General features: G+C 29.8%; 12 protein-coding genes and 1 other RNA gene. 5 read left to right on the forward strand and 8 right to left on the reverse strand.

Annotation, left to right across the window (positions count from 1 at the left end; genetic code table 11):
- The first annotated feature begins 27 nt into the window (after nucleotides 1–27).
- Together QOZ84_RS04910 and QOZ84_RS04915 are read left to right on the forward strand one after the other, a co-directional pair.
- The gene (locus tag QOZ84_RS04910) at nucleotides 28–1,353 is read left to right on the forward strand and encodes a polysaccharide biosynthesis protein (protein WP_284131831.1); all 1,326 of its coding nucleotides are present in this window, start codon (nucleotides 28–30) and stop codon (nucleotides 1,351–1,353) included.
- Nucleotides 1,354–1,365: 12 nt separating this feature from the next.
- Complete coding sequence (locus tag QOZ84_RS04915) at nucleotides 1,366–1,989, forward strand: hypothetical protein (RefSeq protein WP_284131832.1); 624 nt, start codon at nucleotides 1,366–1,368, stop codon at nucleotides 1,987–1,989.
- A gap of 70 nt (nucleotides 1,990–2,059) precedes the next feature.
- On the opposite strand, the gene QOZ84_RS04920 is transcribed toward QOZ84_RS04915, so the two are convergent.
- Nucleotides 2,060–3,301, reverse strand: a complete 1,242-nt coding sequence (locus QOZ84_RS04920) for an exosporium morphogenetic protein CdeC (RefSeq protein ID WP_284131833.1) — start codon at nucleotides 3,299–3,301, stop codon at nucleotides 2,060–2,062.
- A gap of 182 nt (nucleotides 3,302–3,483) precedes the next feature.
- On the opposite strand from QOZ84_RS04920, the gene QOZ84_RS04925 reads away from it, so the two are divergent.
- The gene (locus QOZ84_RS04925) at nucleotides 3,484–4,497 is read left to right on the forward strand and encodes a hypothetical protein (protein WP_284131834.1); all 1,014 of its coding nucleotides are present in this window, start codon (nucleotides 3,484–3,486) and stop codon (nucleotides 4,495–4,497) included.
- Between the two features lie 37 nt (nucleotides 4,498–4,534).
- On the opposite strand, the gene ssrS is transcribed toward QOZ84_RS04925, so the two are convergent.
- Nucleotides 4,535–4,720, reverse strand: a non-coding RNA gene (gene ssrS / locus QOZ84_RS04930) — 6S RNA.
- Between the two features lie 74 nt (nucleotides 4,721–4,794).
- Nucleotides 4,795–5,640: a hypothetical protein gene (locus QOZ84_RS04935; protein WP_284131835.1), complete on the reverse strand. Its 846-nt coding sequence runs from the start codon at nucleotides 5,638–5,640 to the stop codon at nucleotides 4,795–4,797.
- A gap of 208 nt (nucleotides 5,641–5,848) precedes the next feature.
- Between QOZ84_RS04935 and QOZ84_RS04940 the strand changes: the two genes are divergently transcribed.
- The gene (locus QOZ84_RS04940) at nucleotides 5,849–6,310 is read left to right on the forward strand and encodes a hypothetical protein (RefSeq protein ID WP_284131836.1); all 462 of its coding nucleotides are present in this window, start codon (nucleotides 5,849–5,851) and stop codon (nucleotides 6,308–6,310) included.
- Nucleotides 6,311–6,391: 81 nt separating this feature from the next.
- On the opposite strand, the gene QOZ84_RS04945 is transcribed toward QOZ84_RS04940, so the two are convergent.
- From QOZ84_RS04945 to hutH, 5 genes are read right to left on the reverse strand one after another with little or no spacing between them, the layout of a single operon-like run.
- On the reverse strand, nucleotides 6,392–7,036 hold the full coding sequence (locus QOZ84_RS04945) for a cyclodeaminase/cyclohydrolase family protein (protein ID WP_284131837.1): 645 nt from the start codon (nucleotides 7,034–7,036) through the stop codon (nucleotides 6,392–6,394).
- A gap of 23 nt (nucleotides 7,037–7,059) precedes the next feature.
- Nucleotides 7,060–8,334 (reverse strand): imidazolonepropionase, encoded by a 1,275-nt coding sequence (hutI, locus tag QOZ84_RS04950; protein ID WP_284131838.1) that lies wholly within the window; start codon nucleotides 8,332–8,334, stop codon nucleotides 7,060–7,062.
- Between the two features lie 5 nt (nucleotides 8,335–8,339).
- Complete coding sequence (ftcD, locus tag QOZ84_RS04955; protein ID WP_284131839.1) at nucleotides 8,340–9,233, reverse strand: glutamate formimidoyltransferase; 894 nt, start codon at nucleotides 9,231–9,233, stop codon at nucleotides 8,340–8,342.
- Nucleotides 9,234–9,267: 34 nt separating this feature from the next.
- Nucleotides 9,268–11,307 carry a urocanate hydratase gene (locus QOZ84_RS04960; RefSeq protein WP_284131893.1) on the reverse strand — a complete coding sequence of 680 codons (2,040 nt, stop codon included), beginning with the start codon at nucleotides 11,305–11,307 and terminating at the stop codon, nucleotides 9,268–9,270.
- A gap of 44 nt (nucleotides 11,308–11,351) precedes the next feature.
- Nucleotides 11,352–12,917, reverse strand: coding sequence for a histidine ammonia-lyase (gene hutH, locus QOZ84_RS04965; protein ID WP_284131840.1), 1,566 nt, complete (start codon nucleotides 12,915–12,917; stop codon nucleotides 11,352–11,354).
- 238 nt (nucleotides 12,918–13,155) lie between these two features.
- Here hutH and QOZ84_RS04970 point away from each other — a divergent pair, with 238 nt between their 5' ends.
- Nucleotides 13,156–14,493: a Na+/H+ antiporter family protein gene (locus QOZ84_RS04970; protein ID WP_284131841.1), complete on the forward strand. Its 1,338-nt coding sequence runs from the start codon at nucleotides 13,156–13,158 to the stop codon at nucleotides 14,491–14,493.
- Nucleotides 14,494–14,555 lie beyond the last annotated feature (62 nt).

A 14,555-nucleotide genomic window follows, 5' to 3' on the forward strand; every position in this document is an offset into this window, starting at 1 on the left:
TATATTTAAACATAAGGGGGTGATTTATTGAAAATTCCCAACCTTGTATTTTCTACTATAATTTTATTTTTGTCTAATTTAATAGTAAGAGTACTTGGATTTATATATAAAATATTTTTATCTAAAGTTATAGGAGAAGCAGGTCTTGGGGTATATCACATTCTTTTTAATTTTTTAATGATTTGCTTGGCTTTAACTACAACTGGTATTCCTACTACACTTAGTTGCCTTGTAGCAAACAAAAAGGCTTTAAATGACAAGCATAGTAGCAATGTATTTTTTATTTCTACTTTATATGTAGCTTTTTTTATTTCTTTAGTTATATCACTATTTATTGGTTTTAATTCTAGTTATTTATCAATCAAACTGTTAAAGCATAATAATTTGACTCTTTTTATACTGGCAATATGTCCTGCTATAGTTGTAATAACCATATCTAATGTCTTAAGAGGTTATTACTATGGACTTAAGGATGTAGTAGTACCTGCTATAGGTCAACTTTTAGAACAGTTAAGTAGAATTATATTTGTATTTTTAATTATTATGTATGTAAATAATAAATCTATGAACTGCTATATTGCTCTTTTGGGTATCTCAATTGGTGAAGCCGTAAATATATTATTTATAAGCGCTTGTTTATATAGAAATTCTAATTTACATAATAACTATACAATAAAAATAAAAGACTTTTATAGTGCATCTATAGAGACAATAAAAATGTCTATACCTATAACCTGTAATCGCATGTCTAATATATTGCTTCATTCAATTAGTTCTATGATAGTTCCATCTCGGCTAGTCTTATGTGGGCTTAGTTATAGCCAAGCTTTGGGTATGTATGGAGTTATAAGTGGTATGGTTATGCCTTTTATTTTTCTACCTTTTACTTTAGGTTCAGCTTTAGTTGTTAATTTAATACCTAGTATTTCTCAAGAGATGTCCTTAGGTAGATATAAAATAGTCATAAAAAAGGTTAACTATGCTTTACTGCTTACTTTTTTTGTTGGAGCTATATCTTCTTTATTTTTTTATATTTTGGGAGATAAATTGTGCTTAATTATATTTGATAATGCTCTAGCTGGAACTTATTTAAAGGCAATGTTTTTAGTTCCTTTATTTATGTCTTTAAATCAAACATTATCAGGAATACTACATTCAATAAGAAAAGAAGTAACATCTAGTATAATTACAATTACTACTATGCTTATTCAGTTAATATTAATATATTTCTTAATCCCAATTCCAAGCATAAATATCTATGCTTATATCTATACTGTTACAATAGTTTCATTTTTTACATGTTTACTACATATCATAGTTCTTGTTAAAGCTTTGAAAGCTTTTAAACATTAGGAGGATAAAATTATGAATAATAAAAATATAAAACCTTTTTATATATACACAGATAAGCGTTGTCTATATATAAAAAATATAAATGAACAGACAGAGAAGCTAGCAAATAATATATTTTCATACTCTGCAAATATTGATGATAATGAAAATATACATATATGTGGCTTAGATAGTCATGGCAAATTGACTCATTTCTTTAATACTGATGGTCATTGGCGAAAAAAAGTTATCATAAAAGTCTTTAATAGTATAAAAAATATTAAAGATATGAGGTTATATATTATCAATGATTTTTTAAATGTATTTATTGTTGAAAAGTATCCTATATCTGATAATTTATATAAAGTTTCTCATTTTAATTTTAATCCATCTAATTATAAAATTTCTAGATATACAATAAATAATATTTATAAAGGAAATGAATATATTTATAAATTAAATATTGATGAAATGTCAAATATCATATTTGAATATAACATTTCAAATACTATATCTAGAAATACTACTGAAAACAAAATTGTATTTGATAGTATTTCTAGATTATGGTCAAATCCAAATACTTTAAATAATGAATCTAGTTTTGATATAAAAAGTGATATATTTAAGTATTGCTCTAGCATAAAGTATAAACTCTAAACTATTTAATATAATTTAAAATAACACTAAAAAGGCTATCAAAATATTGATAGCCTTTTAGCTTACTTAATTATCTGCTGCATCCACAGCCTCCATTATGATTATTATCTGCATCATTTTTAGGTCCACATGTTTTAAAATCACATACTTTATTAAAAGTATCTACTAATCTTGGTTTAACTGGATCAGATGATCCTAAAACTACTATTTGCTCGTTTATTAAAGTACTAACTACACATTGTAAGCATAATACTAAATCTATATCGTTTGGTATGCATAAATCATAATAGCTCTCACATGGATCATCATCTACGCATTTTAAAATTGCCTTACCTATGCAGTCTACTGTTAAATCAGTTTGGAAATCTTGTCTTAATGTAGCACTTCTTCCATCTGCTGGTAAACATATAGGTGCTGATAATGTATTGAATATAAATTCAACATCTTCACATCTTCTTGTTTGACCACCTAAGCCTCTAACTGCTGGATATGCAAATACTGTAATTTCTGTACATCCACATTTACCTCTTAATTCTAATACTAAATCTTCTACTGTTACAGTTAAACCTCTTTGTTTGTACACTACATTTTTTCCTTTTCCTTGATTACAACATTTAATATTTTTTTCTCCACATACTGCATATTCAAAATTAGTTTCACATGGTCTACCAACTTCTGGGTCTAATGGTTGTAAATCATAATCTTCTAGTGTAGTACATCCTGGGTCTATTACTACGCCACTATAGTTCATGCATATTTTTTCTATAGTAACATTCACTTGACCTGATCTAGGGATACGTCCTCTTACTTCAACTACATCATACTCAAAGCTTAATGCTTCTCCATTTGGAGCTATTGCATCTGTAAATGTTTGGAACATCATAGTATCAAATACTCTGTTTGCTTCGATTGCAAATGGTACACTATTTGCTGTTGAGAATTTTGGTGCTACTAGAGGATTCCCACATTCTGGTCCACATTTTTTATTATCTACACAATCTTTTTCTTCAGCTTCACATGGCTCACATTTTGGTTTTGTATTGCATCCACAGTTATTATGATGATTTGTATTGCATCCACAATCACAGTCGCAATCACAATCATTATGGTTTGTATTACATCCATTATTATGATTTGTATTGCATCCATTGTTATTGTTATTGCTACATTGTGATTTTTGTTTAGATCCGCAACCCCTGTTTAACTCATCATATTCTTCTTCTTCATGTTTTTCTTGTTCAATTACATTATTATCCATTTGTTTATTTTGATGATTTGCTATTCTTTTTTTATTTTTTTTAAGATCTTGCATATCTCATTGTCCTCCCCTTAAATGAATTCTTATATGTGTCTTGGCTTTTTCTAGCCTAATTAATACTATGCACTTAAATTAAGATTTGTTACTTACTTGTACTTTGCTTTAATGCAAAATAGAATATATTTTTTTAAAATTAATATATATTTACTACAAACAATTTTATAAGGAGGATATATATGAGTTTTATTAATAACTGTTCTACAATTATTAGACGTTCAACTAAAGATATGTTTAATTTTTATTTAGATGAAAAGCTTTGTTATGACTATTTTAATCAAGAAGGTAGTTTGATTTTTTCTACTTCAATAATTGATTCACCTCTTGATTTTACTACTTCTTATTTTTCCTTAGACGAGAATGATTCTTTGTATGGAGTATATACGGATAATGTATTAAAACTACTTGAAATTCCTAAAGGAAGTAGTGATTTTATTCAAAGAAATATTCTTACTTATAATTATGAAAATTTTAATATTGTATTTCCTTATATCAAAAAAATTAATGATGATCTTCATATTTTTTATTATGTATATAACAATACTGCAACTAATGAGTGTGCTTTGTTCCATCATTATCGTCATGACGGTGTATGGTTAGAAAATAAAATAGACTTTATTAATCATGTCGTTTTAGATAACTTCACTGTGTTGTGGGTTCAACATTCTCCTATTGTTTTTTATTTTAATTTAGTTAATGGATGTGAAGAAATATTCTCATCTATGTTTAATTTAAATACTTTAACTTGGTCTAGACCTATCCAAATAACTAATTCAAATAAAAGTAAAATTTATTTATCCGTACTAAAAGATAGTATGAATTTTTATCACTTAACCTTCTGCGAAAATATAGATAATGGATACGCCGTAAAATATATAAATGGATATTTAATGGATGATAAACTAGATTTAGGTGTTTCTACTTATATAACTGGACCATCTACTTGCATGTATCCTAGTTTAATAAAAAATGATTCTTCCTTATATTTGATGTGGATTAATTATAATAGGTTAAATACTTCAATATCTACTGACTTTGGTAAAACATGGAGTGAACATATTGTAGATGAATTTAGTATAGAAGAAGACTTTACTAGAGCAAAGTTTGTATCTAACTACAAAGATGATTTGCCTTATAACTCTACGTCTTTATTTACAACATGTAATGATGTTGGAATATTAGGTTTTAATTAAAAAAAGTGTTGCTAAATTTAGCAACACTTTTCTTATAAAAAATCCCAAAACACCGGTGGCTCACGTAAATTCAGACCCGAGATACTCCCAGGTGGGTGACCTGCTAATAATTTTTAACTTCCTATAAAAATGTATAGGCATGTTATCGATTATTAAACTCAGTCTCCCGAACAACATTTGTCGGTTGAATTTAAATAAGCCTTGTCGTATGTTTCAGGATTTCATATTCTTATTATATAATAAAACTAAATATTTTTAAAGTACTTTTATATAGGAATTATCATATTTATTTCAACATTAATCATCATCTTCATTTATGTAGTCTCTATTTTCGTCATTTTCATACTCTTCTTCGTATTCATCTTCATATTCATCATCGTCATACTCATCTTCATATTCTTCTTCGTATTCATCATCGTCTTCATATTCTTCTTCACTATCATTGTCATCTACCCTTAATAGACTACCTAATAACTTTAAGTTACTCATACTTCCTAAATTATTTATATTTGCTAATGAGCTTAAACTAAAACCACCTTCTCCAAAATCATCCGGTAAAAATAACTCTGCAAATAAATCTATTTTCTTTTTCATACCTATTGCTTTTTCAATTGATCCCTTTCTCTTTTCAGGGAACACTTCTAATATTTCTTTTATCATCATATTTTTTTTATCATCTTCGTCCATACTTCTAAAAAAGTTTGTTTCTTCTTCTTGCATATCCTCTATACTACTAAGCTTTTTAATTCCTTTAACTAAATCTAATACACTTTCAACTTTTACTAATATCTTCTTTTCATCCATAGACATATATTTTTTAGTTCTTGTTATTATCTCCATTCCACGTTCTAAATCTTCGTCACTAAGATCCATTAGCTTTATACCTTTATTTATATCATCCATATTAAACCCAAACATATTTTCACTTCGCTTTGCATCTTTTTTATTTTTAATTTTTTTAGACGTTTTTATTTTTGTAAAATCACCTTTTTTTGTTTTTTGTTTCTTAGTTGATGAATTTCCAGTTTTATCAGTTCTTACCTTCTTTGATTTATTTTTATTATCAAATAACGATAGGTCTCCTAATGATATATTTCCGTTACTCAATGCAATCATTCCAAGTATTAACAGTATATTGTTCAATTATCGTCACCCCTTAAAATATACTTCTCCCTCATATATAAAGTATGTTTTCTTTATTATTAGTGTTACTTTTTTTTAATTCTTTTGCATATACATTATCTATAAGAAATTTTATCTATTTAAATGTATCTTTCACAATTTATAAATTATTTCTATATATAAATACTATGAGGTAAATTCAATATATATTATAGAAAGGAGTATTTTTATGAAAAAATTAAACACAGAGGCATTAGAAAAAATGGCTAAGGAGAAAAATATAGACAAAGATAAGATAGAAAAAATTGCTAACGATTATAAAGGTAAGTCAGAAAATGAGCTTATGGATGAATTGGTTAACATAGGTAAAAATCTACAAGGAAAAGATGAGGTTATTTCTAAATTCAAAACTTTTTTAGATGATGATCAGCGTAAAAAATTAGATGTTATAATGAATAAAATATCTGATGCCGAAATCCAAACTAAATTAGATAGTAAAAAAAGCAAACAAAAAAAATCTTCTAAATCACCTAATCAAGCAAATGAATCAAATACAACTGAAAAACATAGCAAAACAACTAAATCGTCTAAAGGTAAGTCTTCTTCAAATGAAAATACAAAGTCTTCTACGCCTAACAAAAAAACTAAAAAAGTTACAAAAAAAATTAAAAGATTAAAACAAGATGAATAATTATTGCTTTTAATCTTTTATTTAAAAATATAGCTAGAGTTTATGCAAACTCTAGCTATATTTTCTATAATTTATATTATTTTAGCTTTCTAATTTCAAATGAATATCTTCAATCAACTTATCTTTTATAATCTTTGCATCTGATAATATTTGTTTACAACTACCGCTATACGTATCATGCAATTCCCTGTTATCAATCCCCATTAAATTTACTTTTACATTGAGTATGGCACCCTCTAGCCCTGTATATAGCATAAGTGTACCTACACCGATATCAGTTATTGCATTTTGATTTCCATGCTTAACTAAATATTGTAATAGTTCTAATGCTTTAAGAGATAACTTAGCTGTTTTAAAAGGAACATCTATTGAAAATAAAGTAGCATCTTGAATAGCATTTTTTCTAAGTTTTATTTCTTGTTCAGTTTCTTTTGGCATCCTCATAGCTTTCATAACTTCATTAAAAGATTCCGTATCTTTATCAATAAGTTCTACTAATTCTTGTCTTATATCTCCAAGTTTGTTGAACCTATCCACAAATTCTGCCCTTATATCTTCATCTAGTCCCTCATATTTTTTCTTTCCAAAACTTAAATGTGCCATCATCCTGGCTAACCCTATACCTATATCACTAGCTAATGCTGCTACCGAGCCCCCACCTGGCGCTGGCGAATTAGAGTCTACTTCTTCACAAAATTCAATTATACTCATATCTATTAATTTCATAATAGTTCTCCTCTCCATTTTATTTATATATTGTTATATATTACCTGTTTGTTTTCTACTACTAGTACCCCTTCTTTGTATACCTTATCAACATGGTTTACACCGAAGTGATACATAAGATACTCTACATTAGGCGCATCAAACACTACTAAATCAGCTTTTTTCCCTATCTCTATAGATCCTATTTCATTTTGTCTATCGATTGCATAGGCTGCATTTATAGTAACTGCATTTATTACTTCATTTGGCGTCATCTTAAGTCCTAAACAACCTAATTGCATTACGAATTGTAAATTTTCACTTGGGCAACTTCCTGGATTATAATCACTAGATAAAGATAGTGCTACACCTAAATCTATCATTTTCCTTGCATTAGCATATGACTTATTTAAATTAAACGATGTTGCTGGAAGTATATTTGCTACTACGTTGTTTTTTGCCATCATTTTTAATCCTTCTTCACTTGCTGCCATTAAGTGGTCTGATGATGTGCACTTTAGTTTAGCCGATAACTGTGCTCCTCCTAACGATACTATCTCATCTGCATGAATCTTTAACTTATATCCCATTTCTTTTGCTTTAGATAATATGTATTCGCCTTCTTCTATGCTAAATACACCTTCTTCACAAAATACATCACAAAATTCTGCTAATCCTAATTCTTTAACTTTAGGCATCATTTGTTCAACTATTATATCTATATATTCTTTATGATTTTCTTTATATTTAATAGGAATTGCATGAGCTCCTAAAAATGTATGAACTAAATCTATTGGATGGTCTTTGTCCAATTTCTTTGCTACATTTAGTTGTTTTATTTCTGTGTCAAGTTCTAATCCATATCCACTTTTAGCTTCTGCACTTGTAACTCCAAATTCTAGCATTCTATCTAAGCTTTTTTTAGCTTTATCATATAAATCTTCACTACTTGCTTCTTTTGTAGAATTAACAGTGCTTAATATTCCCCCACCTTGATTTAATATTTCTATGTATGGAACTCCAGATAATTTTTTAGAAAATTCATTTTCTCTAGACCCACCATGTACTAAATGTGTATGAGAATCTATTAATCCTGGTGTTACTAAAAGACCCTTTGCATCTTCTATTTTTGTGTAACTATTTGTTATTTTTTTATAATCATTTTTAATTCCTATTTCTATGATTTTGCCATCTCTTATAGCTATATATGCATCTTCAATTATGTCGACTTCATTCATTTCTTGACCTACTTTAGGTCTTCCTAGTCCTTTACATGTAACAAGCTTCCCTATATTCTTTATAACTAAGTCTACTCTCATATTATCTACTCCATTAAACTAGTTTCTAGTACTTTGTCTAAGCTAAAATTCTCTAATCCTAAATAGTATCCTGCTACGTCTATCAATGCCTCCATTGGACATAACCCCACAACTTCACTTCCTGTAACATTTACTCCATATCGTTTAGCTTCCATTTTTACAGTTTCAAACGCTCTATACATACTTGTTTTAGTATAATCTGTTAAGTTCATAGTTACTTGAGTTATTTTTCTCTCAGGTATTTCTACTGGACCGGCTTTTATATATCTATATCCACCACTTGAAAATCTTATAGTTTTTGCAATCTTACTTGCTACATCTAAATTTTCTGTATCAAGATTTATATTATAAGCTATAAGAGGGCTTCTAGCTCCTATTGCTATAGCCCCTGCATTTGGATGTTTTTTAGCTTTTCCAAAATCAGGTGCCCAATTTTCATCTTCAAACTTTTTATCCAATCCTTCATACTCACCTTTTCTAACTGTAGCTAAATTTTTTCGCTCAGGTCTAGTCGCAGCTTCTTCATATAAAAATACTGGTATTTCATATTTTTGTGATACTTCTTCTCCTAACTCTTTTGCTAAATTTATAGCATCTTGCATAGTCATATCTTTTATAGGTATGAATGGGCATACATCAGTAGCTCCAAATCTAGAATGTTGTCCCTTATGAGTATTCAAATCTATAACATCTTTTGCGATTCCTATTGCTTCTAGTACTGCATCTTTTACTTTTTGTGGGTCTCCTATTACTGTAACTACAACTCTATTATAATTTTCATCAGCCTCATAGTTTAACAATTTCACTCCTTGTTTACCTCTTAATGGAGTAACTATTTTTTCTATTTTTTCTAAATCTCTACCTTCACTAAAGTTTGGTACACATTGAACTATTGCCATCCTTACGTCCTCCTAAAATATATTGTTGTTCAAATTACATATTTCCGTTTTCTATTACTTCATTTATTAAATCTTCATCTACTATATATGGAAGTGTTATATGATCTTTACCTTCACAGCATTTGTTGTATTCCATTACTGTAGTTATAGAGTTTTCATTTCTAGCCCATGCACGTCTAGCAACTCCATTCATAACATCCCATGGCATAGAAGTTCTTAATATATCATCAACTCTTTGAGATCCATCAAGTACCATACCAAATCCACCATTTATAGATTTACCTATACCAACACCTCCACCATTGTGAAGTGCAACTAAACTCATTCCTCTTGCACAGTTACCTGCGAAACAATGAGTAGCCATATCAGCCATTATGTTACTTCCATCTTTTATATTAGAAGTTTCTCTGAATGGAGAATCTGTTCCAGATACATCATGGTGGTCTCTACCTAACATTACAGGTCCTATTTCACCTTTCCTTACCATGTCATTAAACTTAAGTGCTATGTTTGTTCTTCCCATAGCATCTTGATAAAGAATTCTAGCCTGAGTTCCAACTACTAGTGCATTTTTCTTTGCATCTCTTATCCACGCCCAGTTATCTCGATCTTGATATCTTCTATTTGGATCTATTATATCCATAGCAGCTTTATCTGTTTTTTCTAAATCTTCTTCTTTACCAGATAAACATACCCATCTAAATGGTCCATAACCATAGTCAAATAATTGTGGTCCTAATATATCTTCAACGTAAGATGGGAATATAAATCCATCCTTTTCATCTACTCCATTTTTAGATATTTCTTTACATCCCGCATCATACATAGCTTTCATGAAACTATTACCGTAGTCAAAGAAGTAAACTCCTCTGCTATGAAGTTCTTTTATTACTTCAAAGTGTCTGATTAAAGTTTGGTCTACTAATTGCATAAACTTCTCTTTATCTTCACCTAGTAATCTAGTTCTTTCTTCAAATGTTATTCCTTGTGGGCAATATCCTCCATCATAAGCTGCATGACAAGATGTTTGGTCTGAAAGTAAATCTATATGTATATTATTCTCTACTGCATATTCTAATAAATCTACTATGTTACCATGATATGCAATTGCACAAGGCTCTTTATCATCCATATACTTCTTAGCTATTTCAAAAGCTTCTTTACAACTTCTTGCAACCTTACTTACCCATCCTTGAGTATGTCTAGTTTCTATTCTTGAATAATCAACTTCTGCAATTATCCCTACTCCACCTGCTATTTCAACTGCTTTACCCTGAGCACCACTCATTCCACCTAATCCCGAAGTTACAAATAACTTTCCTGCTAAGTCTGAATGTTGGTCTACCCCAAGCACTAATCTTCCTGCATTTAAAAGTGTAGAATAAGTTCCATGAACTATTCCTTGAGGACCTATGTACATCCAACCACCTGCTGTCATTTGTCCGTAGTTAGTTACACCTATAGCTGCTGCTCTCTTATAATCTTCTTGATTATCAAACATACCTACCATTAAACCATTAGTAACTATTACTCTTGGAGCATCTGGCTTAGATTTAAATAATCCTAATGGATGCCCTGATTGAAGTACTAGCGTTTGATCATGTGTTAATACTTTTAAGTACTCCATTGTTAGAACATATTGCATCCAGTTTTGAAATACCTGTCCTGTTTCTCCATAAGTAACAAGTTCATAAGGATACAAAGCTATGTCAAAATCAAGATTGTTGTCTATCATCTCTTGGAAAGCTTTGCCTTCCATACATCTTCCTTCATACTCAGTTATTGGTTTTCCTTTTATCATTGTATCTGGTCTAAATCTGTAACCATATATTCTACCTGTAGTTTTAAGTTCTTCTAAAAATTCAGGTGCTAATTGTTCATGATATTCTTCTGGTATATATCTTAATGCATTTTTTAATGCTAATTTTATATCTGATGCAGATAATTTTGATTCTCTTTTTGGAGCTCTTCTTATACCTTCTTTAAATGCAGGTATTTGATATGGTATTTCTGTTATTTTTATAGTCATAGACTCTGATATATCTTTATTTAAAAAATTTAATTCTTTAACCATACTGTTCATAACTATTCCCTCCATAATTTTGATTAAATTTTATATTAAGCTTCTGCTAATACCGCTTCTTCGTTAGTTAATAATTCTTTTCCCATAGCTTTTTCTACAGCTTCAACTAATAAGTTTTGCTTTACTACATCTTCAACTATATTTATTTCTTTATACATAACTCTATCTACATCTATGAAAGACGTATGCTCTCTAACAACATTGTAAGCTGCTTCAGTTCCTCTACCTAATTGTTTCTTACCTCTTAAGTCTATAGCTTGAGCTGCTCCTAATATTTCCATAGATATTACTTTTCTTACGTTTTCTAATATCTCTCTTGATTTTCTAGCTGCAATTGTACCCATAGAAACATGATCTTCCTGATTTGCTGATGATGGTATTGAGTCTACACTTGCTGGATGTGCTAAAATTTTATTTTCTGATACTAATGATGCTGCACTATATTGAACTATCATAAATCCTGAGTTTACACCACCATTTTGTGCTAAGAATGCTGGTAATCCATGATTTATTGCTGGGTTAACTAATTTTTCTAATCTTCTTTCTGATACATTTGCAAGCTCTGATAGTGCTATTCCTAAGAAATCAAAGCTTAATGCCATTGGTTGTCCGTGGAAGTTCCCTCCTGAAATTATGTCTTTTTGGTCTGGGAATATGATTGGGTTGTCTGTAACTGAGTTAATTTCTATATTTATTTTACTTATTACATATTCTATAGCGTCTTTACTAGCCCCATGTATCTGTGGTGTACATCTTAATGAATATGCATCTTGTACTCTTATTTCACCTTGTTTACTTGTCATTTCACTTCCATCTACTAAGTCTAAGATGTTTTTAGCAGTATTCATTTGACCTTTGTGAGCTCTAACTGCATGTACTCTCTCATCCATAGCACAAGTTATGCCATTTAAAGCTTCCATAGTAAGACCACATGCTATATCAGCTGTTTTTAATAAGCTTTGAGCATCGTAAGCTGTTAAAAGACCTACAGCTGTCATTACTTGAGTTCCGTTTATTAATGCTAATCCTTCTTTTTCTGATAGATATTCTAATACTTCTATTCCTGCTTTTTCCATAGCATCTTTAGAGTCCATTTTTTCACCTTGGTATATAGCTTCACCTTCACCTAACATAGTTAATACCATATGTGACAATGGAGCTAAGTCTCCTGATGCTCCTAATGAGCCTTTTTCTGGTATTATAGGATGTACTCCTTTGTTTATCATTTCTATAATAGTATTTAATGTTTCCATTCTTATCCCTGAATGTCCTTTAGATAAGTTGTTTACTCTTAATACCATTATTGCTCTTACTACATCTTCACTTAATGGGTTCCCTACTCCACAAGAGTGACTGATTATTAGATTTCTTTGTAGTTGTCTACATTCTTCTTTAGATATAGATACATCTGAAAATCTACCAAATCCAGTAGTTATACCATAAGATACTTTTTCATCATCTACTACTTCATCTACTATACTTCTGGCTCTTTTTACTTTTTCTATAGCAGTTTCACCTAAAACTACCTCATAATTATTTCTACTTATATTAACTACATCTTCGATAGTTAAGTCTTGACTATTGATTAATACTTTTTTCATATTCTGAACTCCTTTTTAGTTAGTTTTTTATGTTATGAGTAAACTATAGTTGTCCATATTTATTTACTTTTCTACAAATAAATTGTAATTCCTCCTTGAAAAACGTTTTTTTGTTAAAAAATTGTTTTTTTATCTGTGTAAAAAAAATTGTTTATTTGTTGGAAATATTATCGTACAATTATAACAAATCATAAATTTCAAACAATTTTAACTAAAAAAAATAAAAGGGGGATTTAAAATGGCAATATTCAATCCAGTTGTAATTTCTATTGTTGTAATGATAGTACTATGTTTACTTAAGTTTAACGTATTACTATCGATACTTGTATCAGCAATAGTTGCAGGGCTTTGCTCTAGTATGTCAATAGCTGATACTATGTCTGTCTTAGTAGGAGGCATGGGGGGCAACGCAGAAACTGCCTTGAGTTATATCTTACTTGGTACTTTAGCAATAGCAGTTAGTAAAACAGGTCTTGCTTCAATACTTGCAAGAAAAATCGCTAAACTAGTTAAAGGGAAAAAGCTTGCTCTAATCTTATTAATAGCATTCATCTCATGTTTTTCACAAAATCTTATCCCAGTACATATAGCTTTCATTCCAATATTAATACCATCTTTGTTAGGACTTATGAATAAATTAAAAATAAATAGGAGAGCTGTTGCTTGTGCTTTAACCTTCGGATTAAAGACTCCTTATATTGCTATTCCTGTTGGATTTGGTCTTATATTCCAAAATTTAATTAGAGATCAAATGATAGCCAATGGAATAGATACAACCACTAAAATGGTTACAGGCGTAATGTGGATTCCAGCTGTAGGTATGTTTTTAGGATTATTAGTTGCAGTATTTATAAGTTACAGAGGTCCAAGAGAATACAAGGATTTAGCTATAGAAGGTTTAGACTCATCTGAAAATGATATTTCAAATGGATCTACTTCTGTCACTGTTGATGAAAAAATGACTACAAAACATTGGTGTGCACTTGTTGGTGCTGCATCTGCATTTGTAGTTCAAATACTTACAGGTTCTCTACCACTTGGTGGTCTATGTGCTATTATAGTAATGCTTGTAACTAGAGCTATTAAATTTAGTGATATAGATGATTTAGTAGATGGTGGTGTAAAGATGATGGGTCTTATAGCATTTATCATGCTCGTAGCTGCTGGATACGGTAGCGTTTTAAGAGAAACAGGTGCTGTAGAATCTCTAGTTATATCTGTATCTTCAGTGGTTGGTGATAGTAAATTAGTTGGTGCTTTACTTATGCTTTTAGTTGGACTATTAGTTACTATGGGTATAGGAAGTTCTTTCGGAACATTACCTATAATAGCTGCAATATATTGTCCTCTAGGACTTCAATTAGGATTTAGTGTTCCTGCTATAATTTTATTAATAGGTGTTGCAGGTGCCCTAGGAGATGCTGGTTCTCCAGCTTCAGATAGTACACTAGGACCTACATCTGGTCTTAATGCAGATAAGCAACATGACCATATTTGGGACACTTGTGTTCCTACTTTCCTTCACTACAATATACCATTATTAATATTTGGTACAATAGGAGCAATGCTATTATAGATTTAAATCTAAAGTAAATAATAAAGGTTGAACTATTAATAGTTCAACCTTTATTATTTTAA

Origin of the sequence: Romboutsia sedimentorum (assembly GCF_030131845.1) — a bacterium.
Classification (GTDB): Bacteria; Bacillota; Clostridia; order Peptostreptococcales; family Peptostreptococcaceae; genus Romboutsia_D; species Romboutsia_D sedimentorum.